The organism is Pseudoalteromonas sp. NZS127_1, assembly GCF_015864295.1.
GTDB classification, from domain to species: Bacteria; Pseudomonadota; Gammaproteobacteria; order Enterobacterales; family Alteromonadaceae; genus Pseudoalteromonas; species Pseudoalteromonas arctica.
On the sequence record NZ_JADYXO010000010.1, the window covers coordinates 93,892 to 119,193 of the forward strand.

At 39.7% G+C, this 25,302-nt stretch carries 20 protein-coding genes; 9 read left to right on the forward strand and 11 right to left on the reverse strand.

The features are described 5' to 3' along the window. Positions 1–19: 19 nt before the first annotated feature. Together I6F50_RS11010 and I6F50_RS11015 are read left to right on the forward strand one after the other, a co-directional pair. Positions 20–1,330, forward strand: a complete 1,311-nt coding sequence (locus I6F50_RS11010) for a lysine N(6)-hydroxylase/L-ornithine N(5)-oxygenase family protein (RefSeq protein WP_197119022.1) — start codon at positions 20–22, stop codon at positions 1,328–1,330. Positions 1,331–1,457: 127 nt separating this feature from the next. Then, positions 1,458–3,482 carry a S9 family peptidase gene (locus I6F50_RS11015; protein WP_197119023.1) on the forward strand — a complete coding sequence of 675 codons (2,025 nt, stop codon included), beginning with the start codon at positions 1,458–1,460 and terminating at the stop codon, positions 3,480–3,482. A gap of 816 nt (positions 3,483–4,298) precedes the next feature. On the opposite strand, the gene I6F50_RS11020 is transcribed toward I6F50_RS11015, so the two are convergent. Beyond that, entirely contained in the window at positions 4,299–5,900 is a 1,602-nt protein-coding gene (locus tag I6F50_RS11020; RefSeq protein ID WP_165741547.1) for an isocitrate lyase, read from the reverse strand. A gap of 241 nt (positions 5,901–6,141) precedes the next feature. Here I6F50_RS11020 and I6F50_RS11025 point away from each other — a divergent pair, with 241 nt between their 5' ends. Continuing rightward, positions 6,142–8,331, forward strand: coding sequence for a malate synthase G (locus tag I6F50_RS11025; RefSeq protein ID WP_197176227.1), 2,190 nt, complete (start codon positions 6,142–6,144; stop codon positions 8,329–8,331). A gap of 199 nt (positions 8,332–8,530) precedes the next feature. Here the strand turns inward: I6F50_RS11025 and I6F50_RS11030 are convergent, their stop codons facing one another. The 4 genes from I6F50_RS11030 to I6F50_RS11045 all read right to left on the reverse strand — a co-directional run bounded on the left by I6F50_RS11030 (position 8,531) and on the right by I6F50_RS11045 (position 13,283). Then, on the reverse strand, positions 8,531–9,256 hold the full coding sequence (locus tag I6F50_RS11030; RefSeq protein ID WP_165741439.1) for a YebC/PmpR family DNA-binding transcriptional regulator: 726 nt from the start codon (positions 9,254–9,256) through the stop codon (positions 8,531–8,533). Positions 9,257–9,401: 145 nt separating this feature from the next. Beyond that, positions 9,402–10,019 (reverse strand): HAD family hydrolase, encoded by a 618-nt coding sequence (locus I6F50_RS11035; protein ID WP_165741440.1) that lies wholly within the window; start codon positions 10,017–10,019, stop codon positions 9,402–9,404. Between the two features lie 322 nt (positions 10,020–10,341). Next, complete coding sequence (locus I6F50_RS11040; RefSeq protein WP_165741442.1) at positions 10,342–10,836, reverse strand: DUF6702 family protein; 495 nt, start codon at positions 10,834–10,836, stop codon at positions 10,342–10,344. Then, the gene (locus tag I6F50_RS11045) at positions 10,836–13,283 is read right to left on the reverse strand and encodes a M1 family metallopeptidase (RefSeq protein ID WP_024592705.1); all 2,448 of its coding nucleotides are present in this window, start codon (positions 13,281–13,283) and stop codon (positions 10,836–10,838) included. Before I6F50_RS11045 ends, I6F50_RS11040 begins: the two co-directional genes overlap by 1 nt. A gap of 579 nt (positions 13,284–13,862) precedes the next feature. Here I6F50_RS11045 and I6F50_RS11050 point away from each other — a divergent pair. The 4 genes from I6F50_RS11050 (at position 13,863) to I6F50_RS11065 (ending at position 19,747) form a co-directional block, all read left to right on the forward strand. Next, complete coding sequence (locus I6F50_RS11050) at positions 13,863–14,099, forward strand: hypothetical protein (protein ID WP_002959190.1); 237 nt, start codon at positions 13,863–13,865, stop codon at positions 14,097–14,099. Positions 14,100–14,177: 78 nt separating this feature from the next. Beyond that, positions 14,178–15,425: an exonuclease SbcCD subunit D C-terminal domain-containing protein gene (locus I6F50_RS11055; RefSeq protein WP_197176228.1), complete on the forward strand. Its 1,248-nt coding sequence runs from the start codon at positions 14,178–14,180 to the stop codon at positions 15,423–15,425. Next, positions 15,422–19,072 carry an AAA family ATPase gene (locus I6F50_RS11060; RefSeq protein WP_197176229.1) on the forward strand — a complete coding sequence of 1,217 codons (3,651 nt, stop codon included), beginning with the start codon at positions 15,422–15,424 and terminating at the stop codon, positions 19,070–19,072. The genes I6F50_RS11055 and I6F50_RS11060 overlap by 4 nt, the downstream gene beginning before the upstream one ends. 18 nt (positions 19,073–19,090) lie before the next feature. Next, positions 19,091–19,747, forward strand: coding sequence for a class I SAM-dependent methyltransferase (locus I6F50_RS11065; RefSeq protein WP_197176230.1), 657 nt, complete (start codon positions 19,091–19,093; stop codon positions 19,745–19,747). A gap of 9 nt (positions 19,748–19,756) precedes the next feature. Here I6F50_RS11065 and I6F50_RS11070 read toward each other — a convergent pair whose 3' ends face one another. Together I6F50_RS11070 and I6F50_RS11075 are read right to left on the reverse strand one after the other, a co-directional pair. Beyond that, positions 19,757–19,927: a hypothetical protein gene (locus tag I6F50_RS11070; protein WP_165741056.1), complete on the reverse strand. Its 171-nt coding sequence runs from the start codon at positions 19,925–19,927 to the stop codon at positions 19,757–19,759. Between the two features lie 99 nt (positions 19,928–20,026). Beyond that, entirely contained in the window at positions 20,027–20,632 is a 606-nt protein-coding gene (locus I6F50_RS11075; protein ID WP_165727910.1) for a short chain dehydrogenase, read from the reverse strand. A 151-nt stretch (positions 20,633–20,783) separates the two neighbouring features. Between I6F50_RS11075 and I6F50_RS11080 the strand changes: the two genes are divergently transcribed. Continuing rightward, positions 20,784–21,665: a LysR family transcriptional regulator gene (locus I6F50_RS11080; RefSeq protein WP_165741055.1), complete on the forward strand. Its 882-nt coding sequence runs from the start codon at positions 20,784–20,786 to the stop codon at positions 21,663–21,665. A 146-nt stretch (positions 21,666–21,811) separates the two neighbouring features. Here I6F50_RS11080 and I6F50_RS11085 read toward each other — a convergent pair whose 3' ends face one another. The 4 genes from I6F50_RS11085 to I6F50_RS11100 form a co-directional block, all read right to left on the reverse strand. Continuing rightward, on the reverse strand, positions 21,812–22,204 hold the full coding sequence (locus I6F50_RS11085) for an ACT domain-containing protein (RefSeq protein WP_165741054.1): 393 nt from the start codon (positions 22,202–22,204) through the stop codon (positions 21,812–21,814). A 371-nt stretch (positions 22,205–22,575) separates the two neighbouring features. Next, positions 22,576–23,133 carry a sugar O-acetyltransferase gene (locus tag I6F50_RS11090; RefSeq protein WP_024613121.1) on the reverse strand — a complete coding sequence of 186 codons (558 nt, stop codon included), beginning with the start codon at positions 23,131–23,133 and terminating at the stop codon, positions 22,576–22,578. Between the two features lie 98 nt (positions 23,134–23,231). Continuing rightward, the gene (locus tag I6F50_RS11095; RefSeq protein ID WP_166112806.1) at positions 23,232–23,792 is read right to left on the reverse strand and encodes a hypothetical protein; all 561 of its coding nucleotides are present in this window, start codon (positions 23,790–23,792) and stop codon (positions 23,232–23,234) included. 1 nt (position 23,793) lies between these two features. Further along, positions 23,794–24,249, reverse strand: coding sequence for a YaiI/YqxD family protein (locus I6F50_RS11100; protein WP_165727905.1), 456 nt, complete (start codon positions 24,247–24,249; stop codon positions 23,794–23,796). A 97-nt stretch (positions 24,250–24,346) separates the two neighbouring features. Between I6F50_RS11100 and I6F50_RS11105 the strand changes: the two genes are divergently transcribed. Further along, the gene (locus tag I6F50_RS11105; RefSeq protein ID WP_165741980.1) at positions 24,347–24,877 is read left to right on the forward strand and encodes a lipocalin family protein; all 531 of its coding nucleotides are present in this window, start codon (positions 24,347–24,349) and stop codon (positions 24,875–24,877) included. The last annotated feature ends 425 nt before the right edge of the window (positions 24,878–25,302 follow it).

The window sequence follows — 25,302 nt, forward strand, 5'->3', positions numbered from 1 at the left end:
TTAAACGAGGAGTTTAAGCATGGCACAGCCACTAATACCTACATACGATATCATTGGTGTCGGATTTGGCCCATCAAATATAGCTTTGGCGATTGCCTTAGAGGAAATTAAAAGCAATTCCACCACACTAAATACCTTATTTATTGATAAACAGCCAGAATATCAATGGCATGGTGATACTATTACTAACCAAAGTGGGCTACAAGTCTCATTTTTGAAAGATCTTGTCACATTGAGAAATCCAACCAGCCCTTACTCATTCTTAAATTATTTACATTCACATAATCGTTTAGTGGACTTCATAAATTTAAGTACTTTCTACCCAAGCAGGCTAGAATTTAATGACTATCTGCGCTGGGTTGCGGGTCATTTTTCCTCTCAATGTCAATACGGCGAAGAGGTTACCTCTATTGAGCCGGTTATGGATAATCAAAAAGTAAAATTACTCAAAGTGACAACCGCAGATACAGGTGGTACAAGTAAGATCCGTTTTACTAAATCACTTGTTATGGGCACTGGCGGAACCCCTTTAATACCGGAAGTTTTTCAACCGCTAAAACAAACCCCGATTGTATTTCATCATACTCACTACCTATCAAAAATGGCTAAACTTATTCCAGCAAAAACAAAAGACTTACGCATTGCTATAATCGGTGGTGGGCAAAGTGCTGCGGAAGCTTTTATTGATATTGATGATAATTATCCGCACGCAAAAGTTGATTTAATTATGCGTGGTAATTCGATGAAGCCAGCAGATTCAAGTCCCTATGTGAATGAAATTTTTAACCCATCATCAACAGACTCTATATTCAGTAAAACGCAGCAAGAAAGAGAAGAGCTATTAAAAGAATATAAGTACGCTAATTATTCAGCTGTTGACTCATCGATGATTGAGCAAATATATAATATTTTTTATCAACAAAAAGTTGCCATGATGGAGCAACATACATATTGCCCTAACAGTGAAGTTACTGAAGCATCTGAAAAAAATGGAAAAATAACGCTGTCTATACTTGATAGAAAATCAAATCAGCATGCCACGAATAATTACGATTTAGTAATTTTAGCTACAGGGTATCAACGACCTAAAATGGCACCTATGTTAGAACCTATTAAAGCCTATTTAGGAAACATTGATATTGATCGAAATTATCAAGTTAAAACGGACGAGCGTTTTCTTCCATCGTTATTTTTGCAAGGACGTTCAGAATCATCCCATGGTTTAAGCGACACTTTACTCTCAATACTTTCAGTGAGATCAGCAGAAATAGCACACTCATTACAGGCAGAGTTGCAAGTACAGGCTCAGCAAGCAGTTGCTTTAGCTTAATCCCTTGAAATGCATATTACTCAAATAAGTCATTATCTAAGTAATGTGCATTCATCGCAATCGGGTTTATTTTCAATCATTATTGCCTTATAACAAATGTGATACTGTTTAATAACAAGGAATAAAAATGAAGTTTATTACCCCTTTTGCGCTTTTGGCAACAGTCAGTTTTTCGGGTTTTACGAGTCAAACAGAGCAAACGCTACAACTTGAAAACGTATTCGACCTTGAATATGCGAATCAGATAGATATAACCGAAGACGGTAAAACCGTTTACTTTGTGCGTAATCGTATGGATATAAAAACAGATCGCAAAGTGGGTAATATTTGGTCTGTTGATTACAAAACCAAACAAATGCAGCCGCTAACCTCTGGCGTGCACATAGATTACTCGCCAGTTCTTTCTCCTGATGGTCAGCGCCTTGCGTTTATATCAACCCGTGACGGCAGCAGCCAAATATATATTAAGTGGCTTAAAACAGGCGCTATGGCAAAAATTAGTAATCTAACGAATAGCCCACGTGCTATTACATGGAGCCCTAACTCTAGCCAATTAATATTTAGCATGTTTGTTCCAAGTGCTGCTTCAGCGCCAGTAACCTTACCAGGCAAACCTAAAGGGGCAACGTGGGCAGAACCAGCTAAATTTATTGACGATGTTTATTACCGTTCAGATGGTGGCGGTTACACGCAAAAAGGTTTTAGCCAAGTATTTTCTATAGATGCTAACGGGGGGAATGCTAAACAGCTTACTCATGATGAGTTTGATAACGCAGGTGATGTTAGTTTTAGTAAAGATGGTAAATCGCTTTACTTCTCTGCAAATAGACACACAAACAATCAGTTAAAGCCTACAAATAGTGAAATTTATAAATTTGATTTAGCTTCGCAAAATATAACAGAAATTACTGACCGAAATGGACCTGACGAGCAACCTAAAATCTCTCCCGATGGTCGTTACTTAGCGTACACAGGTTACGATGATAAACGCACTAACTACGAAAACGCTCAGCTTTATATTCGTGATTTAAAAACAGGTAACACAACTAGCTTAACGCCAGATTTTGATCGTAGCGTAGGTCAAATGAAATGGAGTGCAAACTCCAAAGGCATATACTTTAGCTATGCAGATAAAGGTCAAACCGCCCTCGCCTATCAACCACGCAGCGGCAAGCGTAAAATAATAACAACTCAAATTGGCAGTGTTGCCTTTGGACGCCCTTATTCTGGTGGTGACTTTGATGTAAGCGAAGATGGCGAAGTAGCCTTTACCCTTGCCGATACTCAGCGCCCTGCTGATATAGCAACAATTAAACGCGGTAAAGCGCAGCGTTTAACTACCCTTAATAGTGATGCTCTGGCTGATAAAACTTTGGCTAAAGTGGAAGAAATTTGGATTAAATCAAGCCACGATGAGCTACCAATCCAAGGTTGGATTGCTTACCCACCAGAATTTGACAGCAGCAAAAAATATCCGCTAATACTAGAAATACATGGCGGTCCAGTAGCTAATTATGGCCCGCACTTTAGCGCTGAAATTCAGCTGTTTGCAGCCAAAGGAAATGTAGTTTTATACATGAACCCACGTGGTAGTGATTCATACGGTAAAGAGTTTGCACAAACTATTCATCATAATTATCCAAGTAACGATTTTGATGATTTAATGACTGGCGTTGATGCGCTAATAGCGAAAGGCTTTATTGACGAGTCTAAATTGTTTGTAACCGGTGGCTCTGGCGGTGGTGTATTAACAGCTTGGATTGTAGGTCATACAGATCGCTTTGCTGCGGCTGTAGTTGCTAAGCCTGTTATTAATTGGATCAGCTTTGTACTAACTGCCGATTTTTACCCGTTTTTTGCTGATTACTGGTTTCCGGGTAAACCGTGGGATCACATTGAGCATTACATGAAGCGCTCGCCTATTAGTTATGTTGGAAACGTTAAAACTCCTACTATGTTGCTCACTGGCGAATCTGACTACCGTACACCAATATCAGAAACTGAGCAGTTTTATCAGGCATTAAAACTACAAGGCGTTGATACTGCAATGGTGCGCATTCCTAATGCATCGCATGGTATTACAGCTCGCCCATCAAACTTAATGACTAAAGTAGCTTATATTCAATGGTGGTTTGATAAACACACTAAATAAACTCTGGGTAATAAATTTATAGCTCAAATAAAAGCCACTTCAAATAAGTGGCTTTTATGTTTACCGCCTTAGTATTCAAACTGTAAACCCCCTTTACACTTCTGTGGCAGTTAAATATCGGACTTAGCTAAAACTTCAGTTAGTAAAATTTCGGTTTATAGCATTTTTTGTAACTTGAGTTGGTAAAAAATCGGTTTGAGTCACTGTTTATAGCCTATCAGTTAGTAAAATTTTGTTTTATAGCACAGAGAAGTTAGTAAAAAATCGGTTTATAAATTCGCTAAGTTTGCTTATTAAAACAAAAATCAGTCACTTACCTGCCTTTTAAAGTTGTTGTAAACGCTTTTTACAGCAAAATCACCCCAAATATGCTGTTTTATGAAAGGTTAGTTAAACTCTGATCTGTAAATTCACTCAGGTAGTTAAATAGTGATCCAACATGATTTGGCAAGGGCGTGTTGAACTTTGGTGGGTTAATTTGCAGCAGTATGTTTGGTTTTTAGGCAAGACGGAGCTTATGTAGTGTGGTTATTCCCCATGAATAGGCGATAACGTAGCATAAATACCAAACATGCGCTGCCCTTTGGGTTCTTTCTAGGGACGATAAACTCTTTGTTGCTCGGTTTTTACTTAGCCCACTAGGTTACAAACCTCGCGCCGCGATTTAATTGCCCCTAGATTGAACAAATTTCAATCCACAAAGATCAACACGCCCTAGTTAAAGTCTGATCTGTAATTGTGCTTCAATGTTCTAACTTTACTTAAAGCAATAAAAAAGGGCCTATTGGCCCTTGAGTAACACTATCTAGTTAGGAATTAAAATTGGTTCATGGTGTTATCTTCACCACCGGCTTTTAGCGCATTATCACCAGAGAAGTATTCTTTGTGTGTATCGCCCATGTTAGAACCCGCTAAATCTTGGTGCTTAACAGAAGCCTGCTCACGGCGAATCTCTTGGCGCTGTACATCACGTACGTACGCCAGCATACCCATGTCGCCAAAGTAACCTTCTGATAAAATATCAGTGCTTAGCGCAGCTGTATGGTACGTAGGCAGAGTAATTAAGTGATGGAAAATACCGGCTTCACGTGCGCCATCGCGTTGGAAGTTTTGCACTAGTAAATCGGCTGCTTGAGCAAGCTCTGTTGCATCCATTTCTGGAGCCATTAAGCCTTTGTTGTCGCCAAGGCTTGGGTAAGCACTTAAGTCACGGCCAGCTTCTTGCCATTCTTGATATACTTGCTCACGGAACTTAAGCGTCCAGTTAAACGAAGGCGAGTTGTTGTATACCAGTTTTGCATTTGGCACGTGTTCTTTTACACGATTTACCAGCTCTGCGATTTGTTTAACATGTGGTTTTTCTGTTTCAATCCACAGTAAATCAGCGCCCGACTGCAAGCTCGTAATACAATCTAGAACTACGCGGTCTTTTTCAGTGCCTTCGCGGAATTGAAATAAACCGTTATCTAGGCGAGTTGGTTTACATAGCTGGCCATTAATTTTCATTGCCGTGTCGCCTTCATTTAAGTCATCAACACCGTTAATTGGCGTGGTTTCTAAAAATGCATTGTACTGGCTTGCTAAATCACCAGGTGTTTGCGACACAGGTACTTTTTGAGTAAGGCTGGCACCTAATGAATCTGTGCGTGCCACAATAATACCGTTATCAATACCGAGTTCTAAAAAAGCGTAACGTACTGCATTGATTTTTGCTAAAAAGTCTTCGTGCGGTACTGTAACTTTACCCGCTTGGTGACCACATTGCTTAGCGTCAGACACTTGGTTTTCTATTTGAATGGCACACGCACCGGCTTCAATCATTTTTTTAGCGAGTAAATAAGTTGCTTCTTCGTTACCAAAACCAGCGTCAATATCAGCAATAATTGGCACAACATGGGTTTCAAAGTTGTCTATTTTATCAATAACCGCTTGAACGTCACCGCCATTCGCTTTTGCTGCATCTAGGTCATTAAATAAGTGGTCAAGTTCGCGTGCATCAGCTTGCTTTAAAAACGTATAAATTTCTTCAATTAATGCAGGAACCGACGTTTTTTCGTGCATGCTTTGATCTGGCAGCGGGCCAAATGCAGAGCGAAGCGCTGCAACCATCCAGCCACTTAAGTACACATAGCTGCGTTTAGTTGTTTTTTGGTGGCGCTTAATAGCCATCATCATTTGTTGGGCAGTAAAACCATGCCAACACCCCAAAGACTGTGTGTACTGGCTTGTGTCTGCGTCATATGCAGCCATATCTTCACGCATTACGTCTGCTGTGTATTGCGCAATTTCAATCCCAGTACGAAAGCGGTTTTGTAAACGCATACGGCTTGCGTATTCAGGGTTAATAGCTTTCCATGGGCTGCCTTGAGATTGGCAAAGAGTAGAAAGAGTGTCTGTTTCGCGTTGATATGTTGTCATAATAAAATCCTTCGAACGAGTGTGTAAATTATTTTAATGTTGTGAGAGTGGCTAGGAGTGTGTGCTCCGTTTCGCTTGATTCAACATTAGGCTCATTTTTTAGATTTAGTAAATTTATAGTTATTATTGCGGCTATACATTTTGTGAATGGCTAAAAAGCACTCAACATTGCTTTTTTGAGTTATTGTTGCCTTAACGCACAAGCACACAACAACATCGCGACCGTTTAAGGAAGGCAATTATGTCCCACACTCTCACACATTCAGGACTCAGCGTAGACACACAACTTGCTGATTTCGTTAAAAACCAATTACTCCCTGGCACGCATTTGAGTGAGCAGCAGTTTTGGCAAAACTTTGCACATATAGTGCAAACACTTACCCCTACAAACACAGCATTGCTTGAAAAGCGAGAGCTGCTTCAAAAGCAAATAGACGACTACCATCTTGCTAATAAAGCGTGGGATAGCGTTAAGTACCAAGCCTTTTTGCAAGATATTGGTTATTTAGTAAAAGAGCCTGCCAACTTTGAGATTGAAACTCAAAATGTAGAACCCGAGGTAGCGCTTACAGCAGGGCCTCAGTTGGTTGTGCCTGTAAGTAACGCACGCTTTGCACTTAATGCTGCTAACGCACGTTGGGGTTCGTTATACGACGCTTTATACGGCACTGATGTGTTAAGCGAAGACGATGGCGCCGAAAAAGGCACTACTTACAACCCAGTACGTGGTTTTAAAGTCATGGCCTACGCTCGTCAGTTTTTAGATAAAGCATTGCCGCTGACTAATGGCTCGCACATAGAAAGCACTAATTATTCAGTAGTAGATGGCGCACTTTTAATTACGTTACGTGATAGCTCTCAAACCACATTAGCCGACCCATCTCAGCTTATTGGCTATCAAGGTGAAGCGCAAAATCCTACTGTAGTATTATTAAAAAACAATGATTTACACATAGAGCTACATATCGATCACCACCACATTATTGGCCAAGCAGATAAAGCAGGCTTAAAAGATGTAGTGTTAGAGGCCGCACTCACCACCATTATGGACTGTGAAGATTCAGTAGCTGCAGTAGATGCAGAAGATAAAGTACAGGTTTATAAAAATTGGCTTGGTTTGATGCAAGGTAACTTAGTTGAATCGTTTAAAAAAGGCGATAAAACCGTAGAGCGTACCCTACAAAGTGATAAAATATACACCGCACTTGACGGCGGCACCGTTACTTTAAAAGGCCGCAGCATGATGTTTGTTAGAAACGTTGGCCATTTAATGACGAACCCTGCTATTACCGATGTGTACAATCAACCGGTATTTGAAGGCATTATGGATGCGATGTTTACAGCCACCGCTGCCCTGCACGACCTAAACAAAAAAACAGGTATAAAAAATACCAGCGCGCAAAGTATTAATATAGTAAAACCAAAAATGCACGGCCCTGAAGAAGTGGCGTTTACTAACACTTTATTTAGCCTAGTAGAGGAAGCGCTAAGCTTACCTAAAAACACCCTTAAAATGGGTATTATGGATGAAGAACGCCGTACATCTGTAAACCTAAAAGCCTGTATTCATGCAGCTAAAGAGCGTGTGGTATTTATCAACACCGGATTTTTAGATAGAACCGGCGATGAAATTCATACCTCTATGCAAGCGGGTGTTGTACTTCCAAAAGCACAGATTAAACAGCAATCATGGATAAGCGCATATGAGGATCGCAATGTCGATATTGGCCTTGCTTGTGGCTTAAGTCATAAAGCACAAATTGGTAAAGGCATGTGGCCAATGCCAGATAAAATGGCATTAATGATGGAGCAAAAACTAGCACATCCTAAATCAGGCGCTAATACAGCATGGGTGCCCTCCCCTACAGCCGCTACTCTGCACGCAATGCATTATCACGATGTAAACGTATTTACCGAGCAGCAAAGTATTGCTAAACGTACTATTGCTAGCCTTAATGACCTGCTTACACCGCCGCTAATGGCAGACCCTAAAACGCTTTCAAAAGAAGATATTCAAAGCGAGCTTGAAAACAACGCACAAGGCATTTTAGGCTACGTTGTACGTTGGATTGATCAAGGCGTTGGCTGCTCAAAAGTACCCGACATTAACCATATCGGGCTAATGGAAGACAGAGCAACACTGCGTATTTCAAGCCAGCATATGGCTAATTGGTTGCTAAATGACGTGTGTTCACAGGCGCAAATAAAATCAACAATGGCTAAAATGGCCAAAGTAGTTGATGGTCAAAACGAGCACGACACTGCATATACACCCATGGCAACAAACGAAGAAACCCTTAATAACAGCATTGCCTATCAAGCCGCTACTGCATTAGTTTTAGAGGGCGTAACACAACCTAGTGGTTACACTGAACCACTACTACATAGCTACCGTATAAAATATAAAGTACAAAAAACGAATACGCTTTAACCGCTTAAGCAAAGTTCAGATTAAGTACTAAACCAGCTTTTAAGCTGGTTTTTTATCGTCTGGAATTAAAAAAGCAGCGCTTATATGGCATTTTAAAGGTATATAGATAATACACATGAATATCTAACATTTATTCAAACGTAAAAAAGCGTGTTTTGCATACACAAAACACGCTTTTTAAAGCTTTAGCTAATTAAATCTAATTTTTTACAATGGCATTGTGATAAATATTTTGTACATCGTCACAATCTTCAAGCATATTTATAAACTTATCAAAGTTAGCAATAACTTCTTCGTCTTCAATTTCAATATTAACTTGAGGAATAAACGTAATTTCGTCTACTTCAAAGTTAATGCCTTCAAACGCGTCTTCAAGGGCTGTTTTAGCTTTAAAGTATTCTGTTGGCGGTGCAAATACCGACACTTTACCGTCCTCGGCTTCAACATCGCTAACATCAACATCAGCCATCATTAATGCTTCTAATACTATTTCGTCGTCATCACCCGCAAAGCCAAGTACCGCATAATGATCAAACATATGTGCTACGCAGCCAGGAGTACCAATTTTTGAGTCTGTTTTAGTAAACGGTAAGCGTACATCTTTAATTGTACGGTTCGGATTATCAGTTAAACAGTCAACTATAACCATGCAATTACCAGGACCATAGCCTTCGTAACGGGCAACAGAGTAATCTTCCCCTGCGCCACCGGCTGCTTTTTCAATTGCTTTTTCAATAACGTGTGCGGGTACTTGGTCTTTTTTAGCTTTTTCGATTAGACGGCGTAGTGTTTGATTTACTTCGGGATCGGGATCACCACTTTTTGCTGCAACGTAAATCTCTTTACCATACTTTGAGTTTACTTTTGTTTTTGCATTGGCTGTTTTGATCATAGAACTTTGACGAACTACAAATGCTCTGCCCATTTTGTGCCCCTAATGAATACGTTACGTTTTGCGGTATTTTACCAATTCAAAACGTATTGGGCTAGCTCCGCAATGGGCAAAACTTGATTAATAAAAACTTTTATAACTACATACTTATTTCAGAATAAATTTAATAGCACGCTATTTAACATAATTCTATTTTTTTAGAATAACTTTCAACCAATGTCACTAATTCAACAAAGTCATGTAAAACGTAATCAGCTTGGTCTGCATAGGCTGGCGTTGACTCAGGAGCATATAAACATGCTCGCATGTTTGCATTATGCGCAGCTTGAATATCGTAAAGGTAATCGCCTACATAAAGTAAATTTCTGGCGTTAATGTTCCAAAGTGTAGCAATGGCATTTAAAGCGCTCGGGTCGGGTTTTGCTGGTGCATCACTTCGCGTTAAAACCGTGCTGATAGGAAGTGGATTATTTTGTAATTTAATTGCCGCTGCTTTATCAAAATTGCGAGTAACAATCGCCATCGGAATATTTTTAGACTTTAAAGCATGAATAGCTTCACTCACACCAGGTAATATACTGGCATGTTGTGCATCTATTAATTCGTGTTGGTGAACTATATTCATTGCCTCTTCACGCATATACGGTGAGGGCAACTGAGCAATGTAATCAAGTAAGTCTTGCTCGCAAGGGCAACCTATTTGGGCCTTTATTAATGCAAAATCTAATTCTGATGAAACCAATGTTCCATCTAAATCAAAAATCACTCCAAAAATAGCCTCAACCTGAGTAGTCATATCATTCCCTGAATTTAGTTATTACTAAATGAAATTTAAACATAAAATTCTCTACTGCTTATGCCCTAGGCCGGTAAATACAAAGGGATAAATGAAACTAACTATATTTAAATATTAATACGCACCATTATCAATCTATTGATAACAAAGTAATTTAAGTGCTTGATATATCATGCGCAAAAAAAGGTAAATATACAAATTGAACTCATAAATTTTACGTAAATTTACAAATAACAGATCAAACATGAACGCAGTTTAAACGTATGAAGAAAACGCGCACATAAACAACTGCTGTGCGCGTCGGTTGGGGAAGTTTTAAATATTAATTTTGCTCAAAGCGGGCTTCGAGCCAAGTATCATCTTGAGCAAAGTTTAAAGTTTTAATCTTACCTTTGCCCTCAACGTTTACCATATTTACCTGAGATGGCCATAAATCACGAAGTGCGCCATTACTCATTTTAATTCCTTCAATATTTTCAGGAATTGGTGCTTCTTGGTAAACCCAAAAAAACTTACCATCAACTTGTGCTCCCACAAAGTTAAGCGCTAAAGGCTCACCACTTAATGTTTGTAGAGCAACATGCGATTCAACATACTTAGCAAAACGTTGTTGGTCGGCTTTATTACTAATAATATCAATTTTGCCTTTAAACAATGTTCCTACGGCGTGTTCGGTATCATGTAAATAAAAGCGATGCATTAATTCAACATTATGCGTTCGTTTATTAAAAAGCACGGTTGTAACTGACGACTTTAGTTGATGCGCCATACTTGGCGCAGCAACTAAAAGGCAAACAATAATAAGCAAAAAGCGCATTATTGCTGCTCCTCACCGTCATCCTTTTCGTCTTTCTTCTCATCAGTTTTAAGCTCAGTTTTAATATCTTGCATGATATCGCGACTTACTTTAGCTTTACTCTTTTCCTTTTTAAATACTTCAATACGTGAAGGAATAATACGACGAGGGTAGTTATTGTTTTCAACATCTACGTCAGCTGTTTCCCAGCCTGGATCGACAGTAACTGATACAAGCGGTTTGTTTTTATCGGTAACAATCAGCTTCTGAACGTTTTTATAATTACGACGCCAAATTTCAGCAGGAATATAGCGCTCTTCTTTAGTGCCATCTTCATATGTTAGCTCTAATAAAATAGGCATTACCAAACCACCAAGGTTTGAAAATTCCATAACGTAATAGTTTTTATCTTCTTCTAAAGCACGCTCAAGCGTTTTACGCTCCCACGGCTCTAAGCCTTTTAAAAACTTATTGTACGAGTTACGTTCTTTATTGGTTACAGTAAAACGGTCGTTTTCGTCATAAAAATCGGTAACATCAGAGTTTTTCTCAACCCATGTTTTTTTACCTTGTGCGCGGTTACGCTCAACAAATAATGAAGTAGGTTTGTCTGCTTCAATATCACGTAAACGGCTGTAATCAATATCAGGGTTTTTAGTGTCTAAACGTAGTTGATATACTTTATCTAAAGAGATATCTACATGGTCTGTGGTGTAAAACCAGCCACGCCAAAACCAATCTAAATCAACACCAGAGGCTTCTTCCATTGTACGGAAAAAATCAGCTGGAGTAGGGCGCTTGTATTTCCAGCGCTGAGCATACTCTTTAAATGCAAAGTCGAATAAGTCACGGCCTAAAATTACTTCACGTAAAATATTAAGGGCTGCTGCAGGTTTAGTATAAGCATTAGGACCTAAGCGTAATACACTGTCTGACTGAGTCATAACAGGTACTTGGTTTTCAGACTTCATGTAGCTCACTATATCGCGAGGCTCAACACCCCAAGGAATAGTAGGATCCCATTCACGACCAGCAACGCCATCTAAAAAGCTATTTAAGCCTTCATCCATCCACGTCCATTGGCGCTCATCTGAGTTAACAATCATTGGAAAGTAAATATGACCCACTTCATGAATAACTACGCCAAGTAAAAAGCGCTTTTCAGCTTGAGAATAAGTACGTGTACCATCATCTTGTAACTTAGTACGCGGGCCGTTAAAGGTAATCATTGGGTATTCCATACCGCCAACAGGGCCATTTACCGATTGCGCAGTTGGGTATGGGTAGTCAAAAGAATACTTAGAGTACACTTCCATTGTGTGTACTACCGCTTCAGTTGAGTACTTCTCCCATAAGTCACCACCTTCTTTAGGGAAGAACGACATTGCCATAACTAAAGGTTGAACGTCACCACCTTGCTGATAACCCTTTGCATCCCACATAAACTTACGAGACGACGCCCAAGCAAAGTCACGTACGTTTTGCGCTTTAAAGTGCCACGTTTTAGTTTTGTCGGTGCCTTCTTTTTCGTTTTCTAGCGCTTCTTCTGCGTTAACAATAAACACAGGACGCTTAGATGTTTCGGCTTGCTTTAAACGTTTACGCTGAGTACTCGTAAGTACTTTGCTCGCGTTATCAAGTTTACCTGTTGCCGATACAATGTGATCTGCCGGAACAGTAATCTCAACATCGTAATCACCAAACTCAAGCGTAAACTCACCTGAGCCTAAAAACGGCTTGTTTGTCCATGCTTCGTAATCGGTATAAGCCGCTAAACGAGGAAACCACTGAGCAATTAAGAATATGTCGTTGCCGTCTTCTTCAAAGTGCTCGTAACCAGAACGTGCACCCACTGCATCTTCTTCAACAATGTTGAAGGCAAAGTTCATGCTAAATTCTACTTCTTTACCTGGTTTTAATGGCTCGTTTAAATCGATGCGCATTAAGGTATCAACTACAGTTACGCGTAGTTCTTTACCATCGTCATCTTTTACGCCACTGATTGTATAACCCAGTTCGTTGTCGCTCATAAATTGCTGGCGACGTAATTCACCTAAACTTAATTTAGCGGGCTTTTGAGCTGGTAGGCTTTCTAAAGTGCTTTTAAATGTTTTTGTTGTTTCGGCAATAGAATCGCTTTTAAAAATATTTTGATCTAACTGTAACCATAAATATTTAAGCGTATGTGGTGAGTTATTTTTATATTCAATGCTTTGACTACCAGTAATGCGGTGCTTTTTTTCATCTAGCTTCACATCAATATCGTAATTTACACGTTGCTGCCAGTATTTTTCACCTGGTTCGCCAGCGGCACTACGATAAACATTGGGTGTAGGAAGTGCTTCGTCTAATTGACGAAATTTATCAACAAAAGAACCTTTTGTTTGCTCAACCGAAGACGCCATAGCTGCACTCGATATTGCGAACGGCAATACAAAAGCACTTAGCGTAAGACCTATTTTTTTCATTGTTAGTCCTAATATAATTTTGTGAGCGTACTTTGACAAATATACCAGTTAGCTTCAATAAATTAGCGACCAAGTACCGTATTTTTAGGGTGATGCTCACTTAGTTTTTTAGATTGAAAAATACAATTATTTTGTAACAAAATACGAATAGATAAAAACTGTAAAGGGGGTTTACAAAATTGGGTTTTAATAATGGTTTTGATCGGTTAAATACAAAGTCCCAGAACTTAAAAAAATATCATTCATTTTATATATATTGCTAAAAAAGTATTGCTTTGGCATTACCAGGTAAACCATTAATCCTACGTATAAGTATTACTAATTCGCAACAAGTAAAATGGCCTAAAAGCCCTTTCTACTGAACAAAAACACAGTGAAACGAGTAAATAATTGGCTCAAATATTGCCGAACTTCATTAATATTCGCTATTTGTACGATAAATGACAAATAGTGTAATTTTAGGTTGATCTTTAGTGCTGTTTATATTTAAAATCGCCAACCTTTTTATTTGAGGCAAATAAATTCGTCACATTTATCCTCAAATTAATATCGATTACTAGCAAGAAATGCGGTGGGCTTATGGATTTTTACATCCTAAAAAAACAACAAGAACTAATTGCGATTCCAGCAAGTGAGAATAACTGTAAGCAGTATCTCGATTCGGGTTATTTTTATATCGATAAAGTAGCAGCGTGCAACGAAACTAATGCATTAAAGGCGCTACACGCAAAACAAACTAAAACGTTAAAAATTCCATTATTAATGGCACTTTTAGCATTACCGGTTGTTTTTTCAGCTTGGTACAGTTTAACCTAACGTAATGCATGCCTTAGGCTTGCATCTTTAACAGCCTTGGGTATATTGGCGCTCTTACGGTTTTATTAAGAGCGCGACATGAAAGTCCTCCACACCTCAGATTGGCACCTTGGCCAACAATTTTACGAACACGATCGCCGTGTTGAACATCAAGCTTTTTTTACATGGTTATTAGCCACTCTTGTTGAACAACAAATAGATTTACTTTTAGTTGCTGGCGACATTTATCATACAGCGACACCAAGCGCTAGCGCCGAAAATCAGCTTTACCAATTTATTAAAGACGCCAAAAAAGCATGCCCACTATTACACGTAGTGATTATTGCGGGTAACCACGACTCTGCAAATCGTATTTTGGCGGCTCAGCCATTACTTGCACAGTTTGATACTCACGTAGTAGGGCGCTTTGATATCGCTACACCCGATGAAACTGTTATTACCATAAATACTAATGGTAAACGCGCTGTAATCGTCGCTATGCCATTTTTACGCGCAAGCGATATAAGTTCACTTAGCCAAACCGAAAGCGGCCCTAGTTATGCTCAAGGCGTTGCAAAAGCTTACGAACTTGCCTTAGAGCAAGCTGTTAATATAAATGAGCAAAACTCACCATTAATAGTTATGGGGCATTTACACGCTAAAGGCGGAGATATATCAAGTGATTCTGAGCGTAACTTAGTAATAGGCGGTGAAGAGTCTATTTCAGCTAATGTATTTGGTAAACAAGCTAACTATGTGGCACTTGGGCATTTACACAAAGCGCAACAAGTTGCTAAAAGCGATGTTATTCGCTACAGCGGCACACCTATTCCAATGTCGTTTTCAGAACGTAACTACACCCACCAAGTAAATGTTATTGAATTTATTTCTGATGAAAAACAACAGATTAGTACAACTGTAAACCCCCTTTACATTCCGCGCTCTGCCGATGTAATTGTTTTACCAAAAGGGGAGTGCGTTCCATTAAGTGAACTGTGCGAACAAATAAAAGCACTCGACACATCACAAAATACAGTAGCGCCTTATTTACGTGTAAAGCTTAAATCAAGCGATACCGACACCACCTTCAGAGAACAAATAGAACAAGCACTTGAAGGCAAGCATATTAAATTTTGTGGTATTGAACGTGTACGTGAGCAATCAGCGCAAAATGACGATAACACCGTATTTGAAGATTTAAGCGAGGTTGAAATGCTTAACCCACTTAATTTATTAGAACAAGCATTCGCAAACGATAAAGACATGGCAGGGCAAAGCGTACCCGATGAGCTAAAAGTACTTTTAAGTGACGTGATAAACGAGCTAACGGAGCAAGAACAACTATGAAAATAACCGCAGTTCGTATTCATAACTTAGCCTCAATTGTTGACGCTGAAATAGACTTTACTCAAGCCCCATTAAAAGACGCGGGTTTATTTGCCATTACAGGCGATACCGGCGCAGGTAAAAGTACCTTTTTAGATGCGATATGCTTAGCGCTTTATACAAAAACAGCACGGCTACGTGGCGATAAAGGTAATTTAATTGAGTTTAACGGCGACAGCATTAAGCTAAATGATGCGCGAAACTTACTACGCAGAGGCACATGGGAAGGCTACGCTGAGGTCGACTTTTTAGGGCAAGATAAACAGCTTTATCGTGCACGCTATACAATTTCACGCACCCATAAAAAAGTAACAGGCAAACTTAAAGTAGCAGAGCACACATTAGTAACCCTGCCAGACGAAACCCTAATAGCAGACAAAAGCCACACAATAAAAGAAGTAGAAAGCAAAATAGGGCTTAACTTTGAGCAATTCTCCCGTGCGGTATTATTAGCGCAACACGAGTTTGCTGCATTTTTAAAAGCCACGGGCGATGAGCGAGCGCAACTTTTGGAGTGCTTAACAGGCACCGATAAGTTTAGCCGTATTGGCGTGCGTATTTTTGAACGCCATAAAGAGCAAGTAGCAAAGCTTGAAGCGCTTAAAGCAGGCCTTGAAAGCTATACTTTATTAACGAGCGAAGAACTTGAGTTACAACAAACTAAGCTAGCGGATTTAAAAACGCAAACCGAACACGCTAAACAAGAGCTGACCAAAACCGAAAAAGCACTTAGCTGGTATCAGCAAGCAACAGTGCTTGAGCAAAACTTACTCCAAGCACAGCAAACGCAGCAACAAGCAAGTTCAGCGCTTGAAAGTATCGTTGAGCAAAGCGAGCAAGCTAAACAAGCCAAACAGGCGCTTGAAATAAAAGACAACCGCAGCCGCTTTACTGTTTTAACAGATCAAAATACGGCGCAAAATGAGCAAATTACAACGCTTAAAAGTGTTGACCATTTAGCGGTAATTAATGAGTGTAATACCGCGCTTACTAAACACACCGAGCAGCTTAATAACGCCAATGAGCAAAAACAAAATGCAGCGCCCGTTATCGCTAAAGCGCGCGAGCTCGACAGCAACATTGCTTTGCAAAGCCAAAGTATAAAAGGTACTGAGTCACAAATAGCTAAAGAGCAAACGCAACTTGATGAGCTCAAACAACAGTTTAAACAAAGCAGTAACGAGTTAGAGCTTGCTAATACCGACTCTACAAAAAGCCAGCAATGGCTTAATGAGCATGCACAGCTGCACGTTTTAGCAAAAGATTGGAGCTATTATAAACAAAGCTTTACTACTTACTTAAGTGCACAACAGCAATTAGCCGCAAACGTTACGCAAAGCCAAACTCTTAATAGCGAGCTTACAAATCAGAGTGAGCTTTTAAATACGCAAAATAATAAAGTGCAGCAGTGCGAGGCGTTACTTAATAATGAGCAATTGGCATTACAGGTATTAAATAACCAGCTGACTGAATTTAATGCAGAGCATTGCGACGCGCAGCTAAAGAGTATTGATTACTTAAAAGAGCAACGCGAGCGTTATGGGCAATTTAATACAGAACTAAAACAAAGCACGCAACGCCAACAAGTGCTCAACCAGCAGTTAAATGAAAGCCAGCAAGCTCATGCTTTACTTAATCAACATTTAATAACCAGTGAGCAAGCGCTAAAAGGCAGCGAGTACGCACTTAACCAAGCGCGCTTAAGAGCCAGCGAAAACGTTGAGCATTTACGTACTGAGCTTCGCCCTAATGAGCCTTGTTTAGTGTGCGGTGCAACGGAGCACCCGTACGCGGTAAATCAAAATCAGCAATTAAATAACTTAATTACTGATTTTGAAAATGCTTTTAATACCGCCAAAAAGCAATTTGAGAATGCACAAAGCGAGCTGCATAAGCATCAAACTCAACATGCTGTATTAGCTGCTGAACACGGACAACTTGAGCAAGTAATACAAACGGCAAAAGCTAAACAGCTTGATATTAAAAATACCATGCAAGGTGCACGTACCGAGCTTAACGACTTAACGGCCGATCAGCTTGAAGTCACTTATAAGCGGTTAACGGAGCAAAAAGCGCAGTATTTTGAGCAACAAAAACGCCAGCGTACACTGCAAACTAAAGTAAATGAGCTACAAGCAGCACTTAAAGCAGAGCAGCAAGCACAGCAGCAACTTAGTAATAAACAGCTTGAGCTTACACATCAGCAAAACCAAATAACGAGTAAGCATAGCGAACTAAATGCGCAAATTAACGAGCTGGATACAACGCTTAATAGTCAATTTGAAAACAGTGATTTTTGGCAGCAACTACAAGGCAATACGCTTGAGCTTACCCAGTTGCACGAGCAGGTTACGCAGTACCAGCAAACTCAAACGCAACTCGAGCAAAGCCAAAAACGCCAACACACAGCTAATGAGCAAATAAAGCAGCTTACCCCGCTTATAAGTAACAACGAACAATCGTTAAAAACACTCAATGAAGAGCTCATAAAAGCTAAAGCGCTATTAAGCACTGTGCAAACTGAGCGCTTAGCATTATTTAATAACGAGCAAATAAGCGCAGACGACTACCAAGCAAAGCTCACAAGTGAGCAAGAGCAAAAGCAATTGCTGGTTCAAGCAAGTCAAAAAGCGCATGATGATGCTATTAAGCAGCGAGACGAGCACGCTATAACACTTAAAAACGCAGAGCAACGCTTGCTTGAAAACAGTCAAGAGCTAGCAACGCTTGAGGCACGTTATAACGAGTGGTTTAGCGACTTTAAAGCGCAATTTAGCAATGCGACGCACGAACAGGTCAAAATTTTACTAACACTTAGTAGCGAGACGATTAAAGCGCATTTAAATCAGCACGAGCAGTTAACTCAAGCGCTAACCGATGCAAATGCCGCATTAAAACAGCAGCAACTTACGCTTGAAAAACACAACAGTAGCGATAAACCAACGCAAAGTGCAGAGGCTTTAAATACCCAATTAAGTAGCTTAAACGAGCAACAAACGCAGCTGCAAAGTTCATTACTAGCGACTAATACTGCCATTGAGCAGCATAACCAAAATACAAAGGCGCTTGAAGGTAAGCAAGCCGAACTAACAACGCTTAAAACGCAGGTTGAACAGTGGCACTTGCTTAATAAAGTACTAGGCGATGCAACGGGTAAAACCATGCGTAACTTAGCGCAAACACAAACATTAAAAATATTACTGCACTATGCCAACAGCCATTTAAAAACACTCAACAAGCGCTACGAATTAACGGCAATAGCACAAACGCTCGACATTGCGATTATTGACCGCGACATGGCCGACGAGCAACGCTCTGTTAATACGCTCTCGGGCGGGGAGTCATTTTTAGTATCACTGGCGCTTGCACTTGGTTTAGCATCGCTTTCGTCAAACAAAGTACAAATCAATTCTTTGTTTATTGACGAAGGGTTTGGTACGTTAGACAGCGAAACCCTCAGCATTGCAATGGACGCTCTTGATTCATTACAAGCACAAGGTAGAAAAGTAGGCGTTATATCGCACGTAACACAAATGAGCGAGCGCGTAGCCACTCAAGTGCATGTAGCCAAAAAGCCAGGTGGATATTCCACAGTTGAAGTTATATAGCTATTAGGGAGTTTAAAAATGCCAACATTTACAGGCGAACAAGCAACACAATACGATAGCCGCATTACTCGTTTAGTTCCAGGTTATGAGTTATTACACCAACTAACTAACGCACAGCTACAAGCAACGCTAAGCGACAATGCACATATTTTAGTAGTAGGGGCAGGCACTGGTAAAGAAGTGCTCGCACTGGCTGCATTAAACCCAACATGGCAACTTACTGCGCAAGATACATCAGCCGATATGCTTGCTATCGCACAGCAGCAATTTGATGAACAAGGCATAACTAGTCGCGTAACGATTCACAATGGCCCTGTTGATAAATTATCAGTTAAAGCTGATGCCATTTTATGTTTATTAGTCATGCATTTTGTACAAGACAATGGCGATAAAAAGCAGCTATTAAAAGCAATGAAGGGCAATCTTAAAAAAGATGCACTCCTTTATATTGCTGATTTAATGCGCCCCGAAACGACGTTTGAGCGCGAAGCCCAACTTACGACGTGTGCGCAATTAGGTTTAACCGAAACCGGTAAAACACAAATGGGACACGATTTAGAAAATGAGTTTTACCCACTCGATAGAATGCGCTTTAGCGAGCTGCTAAATGAGTGCAAATTTGGTATTCCAAAGCTGTATTTTAAAGCGCTAGGTTTTAGTGGGTATGTAGTTTAATTTATCGATCTATTTAGAAGAATGTGGCTTACACCACTGAACTGTGTGCTTATGGCGCGGTATTGTTTTACATTCTTTATTAGAGTTGGCACCTGGCTCGCTAGCATATTGCGAGCTTGGGGCTACGTTGGCACAACCTGCAGCCAATAATATAGCAAATACGGGTATTAATTTTTTCATTTCATCACCTATTAAAATATGTTTTAAAGCGCATTGCAGTTACTGTAAATACAAAGCGCTTATTAGTTTGCTAGCATCTCTCACCAATATGGCGGGTAGTTATGCATCTACAAAAATAACTTCGCCAGTAATAAAGCCATCAACCGAACGCTCAAACGCTTTACCTACAAGCTTGCCTGGTACTGGTTGAAAACCTGGCATCATCTCGCCGTATACGTCCCATGCTTCTTCAAGTACGGTAGGGTTAACCACATTAATACGTGTGCCACGTGGCATTTCAAGTGATACGCATTTTGCAAACGTATCTATTGCACCGCTGGTTGTTGCATCAGCAATCGCAAACGGAATAGGTTTAACGTTTAAAATACCGCTAATTAGCGTAAATGAACCGCTATCGGCAATGTACTTTTGACCAATGCGTACAAGGTTAATTTGCCCCATCATTTTGCTCATAATAGTGCTCATCCACTGGGCTTCGCTCATATCTGCAAACGTTTCGTACTCACATAAACCTACGGTATTAACTACGGCATCAAAATGGCCTACTTTTTCGTACAGTTCAGTAATTGATTGCTCGCTGGTAATATCAACAATATGATCCACATCGCCCGAACGACCCGCTGTAATTACTTTATGCTTAGATAAACCGGTTAATGCCGCTTGACCCATTTTACCTAGTGCGCCTATTAAAATTACTGTTTTCATTGTTTGCTCCAATCATTTGTTCACTTTAGTGTGTAGGAGCATAGTAAGGGAGTATTTTAACAATTAGAAACAACCCTTTTATGTAAGAGATACAAGATAATTTGGTTATGTGATAAGTTAAATATTACTACTAAATAACTCTGGCAGCAGCATGAGCAAGTTAGACCGATTAGATATAAAACAATTGCGTATTTTCCAAGCGCTCATTCGCGAGAAGAACGCCTCAAAAGCAGCGAGTAAATTGGGCTTAACCCAACAAGCAGTGAGTGAGCAACTAAAAAAGTTACGCGACGTGTTTGACGACCAGCTGTTTTTGAGAAAAACCACTGGCTTTGTGCCTACACCTTATGCAGAGGAGTTGTCGGTAGACATAGACAAACTCCTAAACGACTTTCAGGCATTATTAGCACCTAAAATATTTGACCCAAAAACAGTTAATGATGAGTTTGTAATAGCCGCTACCGACTACGCACAGCAAGTCGTTTTACCAGCATTAGTTAAAGTACTCCGGGCACAAGCGCCAAATTTAAAGCTTATAATAAGAGACTTCGAGATAGACAGTCTGCACGATTTAATGGAAAGCGGCAAAGTAAACCTAGCCATTGCCTTCCCCGACTACATCCCAAGTACTTACCCCATTATTAAGTTATTTGAAGAGCAACATATTTGCGTTACCTCGCCGAATTCATCAATAGCAGGAACTAAGCCAAGCCTTGCTGAAATCGCCAGTTATCCAAGTATTATTGCCTCGCCTTCGCGTCCAAATTTTAAAGGGTCTATTGACGATTGGTTTAAAAGCTTTGATTTAACGCGTAACGTAGTGGTGTCGGCACCGTGTTTTTCTATTGTGCCGATGTACCTAGAAACAACCGACTCTATCGCATTTTTACCCTCACGCGCAGTAAGCTCAGAGCTAGTAAAAATAGAGCTGCTACAGTTACCCGCGCCGTTTGACGTAATAGCCGCATGGCATCCGCGCTACAATAAAAACCCGCTTCATAAATGGGTAGTATCGAAGTTGGTTGTTGAGTGATTTGAGAGTTATTATTTGTAATAAAAAATAAAGCGGTTTTAATAAAGCTTTTAAGACAAGAGCATTATGAAACGTAGATCGGTTAAGTGAAGCGTCCCCCGTCGCTCCAATATTCATATCAATCAGATTGTTGCTTCACCAGCAACCTAACCAATCTCTCCAAGTGCTTTCATTGCAGCTTGTGCTTTATCTGTTTGTACAAAAATATGGTCGTGATAAAACGCAGCTACCACATTAGCGCTAATGCCATGCTCAGTGAGCTTTGCAGATACCGCAGCGGTTAACCCTACGGCCTCTAAGCTTGAATGTACGTTAAGAGTAATTAAATTATATTTACTCTCAAAGGTAATACCTGCTTTATCGGCGGTTTCAGCTTTTAAAATAAGGGTTAGCCCTTCTTCTTCTACATAAGTGGCAAGTGGGTCTAAATGAACATAATCAGCAAGCTTTCCTGCCAAACAACAAAAAATATACTCGCCTTGCTTAAGCTCTGGCTGCATTGATTTTAATAATTGGTTTAACTCTAAAATTCCGGCCATGGTCGCTCTTATTAACCTAATTCAATTCAAATAAGTAAGTCTATTTTCAAACTGTTTTTTAATTAAATTACTATCTCGTTTAACTATTATTTTTTCGACAATATCCCAAACACCGATCAAATTTTAAGGCTCTATTGGCGATTGGTTTAAGCTTATACCATTCCAATAAATAGCAGATCTATTTTACTTGCTAAAACAACCCATTTCTTTGTTGTCAATTTCGCAAAGGGAACAACCATTTACATCAATTTACGCCTAGAACTGAATTATTTTTTCGGCGTAAAATTTAGATCACATACTTAATGGAATTGGTATTAAATACTATAAAAGGAGTAAGTTTAAAGAGTCGCTTAGTTTTTAAGTTGAGCAAATTAACTTTCAATCATTTTTATTATTTTTGCAGGATTCCCACCTATAACAACGTTATCGCCAAACGATTTTGTAACAACAGCACCCGATGCAACAACTACATTATTACCTAAAGTAACGCCTGGATTTATGACTGCATGACCACCAATCCAACAATCATTTCCTATTGTTATTGTTTTTGCATATTCGAGCCCACTTCTTCTATCAATTGGGTTTATAGGGTGTGTAGCGGTATAAATTCCAACCTGTGGTGCAATAAAGCAATTGTTACCAATATTAACTTCCGCAGCGTCTAAAATAACGCAGCCAAAATTAGCATAAAAATTTTCACCTACATGAATATTTGACCCATAATCACAATTAAATGATGACTCTACATGAACTTGTTTTCCTGTTGAGCCAAATAACGCATGTATAATTTGAGCTCTTTCATCCAAATGAATAACACTTGTTTGGTTTAGCGCTTCCGTTTTTAAGCTAGCTTTTAATCGTAATTCAATAAGCTCAGGGTCACTTGGGTCATAATACTGACCAGATAGCATTTTTTCTTTTTCTGTCATAATTTAAAATCCAAATAATATATTTTTTATAAGTGGCAGATTCAGCTTTTAAGCTAAGCACCACTACCTTTGTTTAGTACGTGTGCATTTAGTTACTTTTAACTATTTTTTAGTTGTGCAACTAGCTCGCTAAGCCTAGCTATTTTTATATTACTTAGCTGCCTGTAATCAAAATACGGGCATACTATAATATTGTTGGCTATATCTATTGCAAATTCGTCGTCGAGCCACTCAAATTTCGCATTAAGCTTACCTTGTTGGAGTAAGCTTTTAGCGTGCGTACGCCCAGCAATTATGTGTAGCTGGTTTTTATTATTTGAAGCTTTATCTGTACAAGTAACAGTAATATTAGGCGCGCTAAATAGCAGGGCGGTTTTACTACTTTTTTGCAGTAAAAACTCATCGCGATATTGCTGCCAAGTAGGCGCTTGTTTAGCAAATGAGTAATACTCACTTGGTAGAGCAAACAATACTTTGGCGTACACGTTAAATACTTTGCGCCAACCATTACCGCAGTGCTGGTTTATGGTATTTATTTGTTCATTTATAACCGGTTCAAGGCATTGAAGTGTTTCAAAAAACGGCATTGGCGGCGCTTTTGCTACATACACTGCCACGCTAAATTGGGTATCGCCTAAGCCAACTAATTGGGTATTCAAGTTAGTTAGCCTTGTTTTGCGCTAAAATACGATCGAGATTATTAGCAAAATTTTGACGGTCGGTTTGACTAAGTGGAGGCGGCCCGCCACTCATTTCTACACCACTTGAGCGCATGGTATCCATAAAGTCGCGTACGTTAAGTATTGAGCGAATATTCTCCGTGGTGTAAAGCTCGCCACGCGGGTTGAGCGCCTGCCCACCGTTATCAATTACTTCACTCGCCAGCGGTATATCGCCAGTAATAACTAAATCGCCTTTTTCAATACGTTTCACTATTTCGTCGTCGGCTACATCAAAGCCTGACGATACTTGAACGCGGCTTATGTATTTTGACGGCGGAATACGCATTGCGTGATTAGCCACTAAAATAGTGTCGATTTTCATACGCTCTGCCGCTCTAAAAAGTATTTCTTTTATAACGACAGGACACGCGTCTGCATCTACCCAAATTTTCATGCTATGGTCATTTTTATTGCTTTAGAATTAAGACGATCCTATAGCAAATTTTATTCTTGTGAAATAGCATAAATTACATAATTGAAAAGGAGCTTACATGAAGGCTATAAAATACGGTTTACTTATTACTGGTCTATTTTTTCTTAGTGCCTGCACCAGCCCCCCTGAGGGAATAACACCCGTTAAAAACTTTGATATACAAAAATATAAAGGCAAATGGTTTGAAATAGCGCGTCTTAATCACTCGTTTGAAGAAGGTATGGAGCAAGTTACCGCGACTTATTCAATTAACGACGACGGCACAGTAAAGGTCCTTAACAAAGGCTATTTAACGGATGATAAAAAATGGGATGACGCCGAAGGCTTGGCCAAATTTGTTGAGGGCACCGACACCGGACATTTTAAAGTCTCGTTTTTTGGTCCATTTTATGGCGCTTACGTGATTTTTGAACTTGACCAACCCGATTATCAATATGCATTTATAACCAGTTACAACAAAGATTACTTGTGGTTTTTATCGCGTACACCAACGGTTAGCAAAGAGCTTAAAGAGCACTTTTTAACTAAAGCGAAAGAGTTAGGCTTTGCTACTGATGAAATAATTTGGGTAAATCAAGAGAGTATGTAAAGGGGGTTTACAGTTAGCTGTATGCGCTTTTAAAGTGGTAATAAAAACGTCATCTAACTGTAAAGTAAATTAAATATATAAACGCTATATTGCTAGCACTTACAGTGAGACAGTAAGTATTAGGAACACTGAATATCCCCTATTGTTGGCAAGCTATATAGCTTGCCATTTTTTTTGCCTAGGGCGTGTTGATCTTTGTGGATTGAAATCTGTTCAATCTAGGGGCGATTAAATCGCGGCGCGAGGTTTGTAACCTAGTGGGCTAAGTAAAAACCGAGCAAAGCTTCCGCGTCCTGCTCACGCCCCTTACCTACATCCATGTAGGCAACAAAGAGTTAATCGTCCCTAGAAAGAACCCAAAGGGCAGCGCATGTTTGGTATTTATGCTGCGTTATCGCCTATTTATGGGGAATAACCACACTACA

Coding starts and splice junctions, on each gene's coding strand:
- I6F50_RS11105 (WP_165741980.1), top strand. CDS start 24,347: ATGAAGGCTATAAAATACGGTTTACTTATTACTGGTCTATTTTTTCTT.
- I6F50_RS11055 (WP_197176228.1), top strand. CDS start 14,178: ATGAAAGTCCTCCACACCTCAGATTGGCACCTTGGCCAACAATTTTAC.
- I6F50_RS11040 (WP_165741442.1), bottom strand. CDS start 10,836: ATGCGCTTTTTGCTTATTATTGTTTGCCTTTTAGTTGCTGCGCCAAGT.
- I6F50_RS11050 (WP_002959190.1), top strand. CDS start 13,863: ATGGATTTTTACATCCTAAAAAAACAACAAGAACTAATTGCGATTCCA.
- I6F50_RS11090 (WP_024613121.1), bottom strand. CDS start 23,133: ATGACAGAAAAAGAAAAAATGCTATCTGGTCAGTATTATGACCCAAGT.
- I6F50_RS11010 (WP_197119022.1), top strand. CDS start 20: ATGGCACAGCCACTAATACCTACATACGATATCATTGGTGTCGGATTT.
- I6F50_RS11080 (WP_165741055.1), top strand. CDS start 20,784: ATGAGCAAGTTAGACCGATTAGATATAAAACAATTGCGTATTTTCCAA.
- I6F50_RS11045 (WP_024592705.1), bottom strand. CDS start 13,283: ATGAAAAAAATAGGTCTTACGCTAAGTGCTTTTGTATTGCCGTTCGCA.
- I6F50_RS11015 (WP_197119023.1), top strand. CDS start 1,458: ATGAAGTTTATTACCCCTTTTGCGCTTTTGGCAACAGTCAGTTTTTCG.
- I6F50_RS11025 (WP_197176227.1), top strand. CDS start 6,142: ATGTCCCACACTCTCACACATTCAGGACTCAGCGTAGACACACAACTT.
- I6F50_RS11035 (WP_165741440.1), bottom strand. CDS start 10,019: ATGACTACTCAGGTTGAGGCTATTTTTGGAGTGATTTTTGATTTAGAT.
- I6F50_RS11070 (WP_165741056.1), bottom strand. CDS start 19,927: ATGAAAAAATTAATACCCGTATTTGCTATATTATTGGCTGCAGGTTGT.
- I6F50_RS11085 (WP_165741054.1), bottom strand. CDS start 22,204: ATGGCCGGAATTTTAGAGTTAAACCAATTATTAAAATCAATGCAGCCA.
- I6F50_RS11100 (WP_165727905.1), bottom strand. CDS start 24,249: ATGAAAATTTGGGTAGATGCAGACGCGTGTCCTGTCGTTATAAAAGAA.
- I6F50_RS11020 (WP_165741547.1), bottom strand. CDS start 5,900: ATGACAACATATCAACGCGAAACAGACACTCTTTCTACTCTTTGCCAA.
- I6F50_RS11060 (WP_197176229.1), top strand. CDS start 15,422: ATGAAAATAACCGCAGTTCGTATTCATAACTTAGCCTCAATTGTTGAC.
- I6F50_RS11065 (WP_197176230.1), top strand. CDS start 19,091: ATGCCAACATTTACAGGCGAACAAGCAACACAATACGATAGCCGCATT.
- I6F50_RS11030 (WP_165741439.1), bottom strand. CDS start 9,256: ATGGGCAGAGCATTTGTAGTTCGTCAAAGTTCTATGATCAAAACAGCC.
- I6F50_RS11075 (WP_165727910.1), bottom strand. CDS start 20,632: ATGAAAACAGTAATTTTAATAGGCGCACTAGGTAAAATGGGTCAAGCG.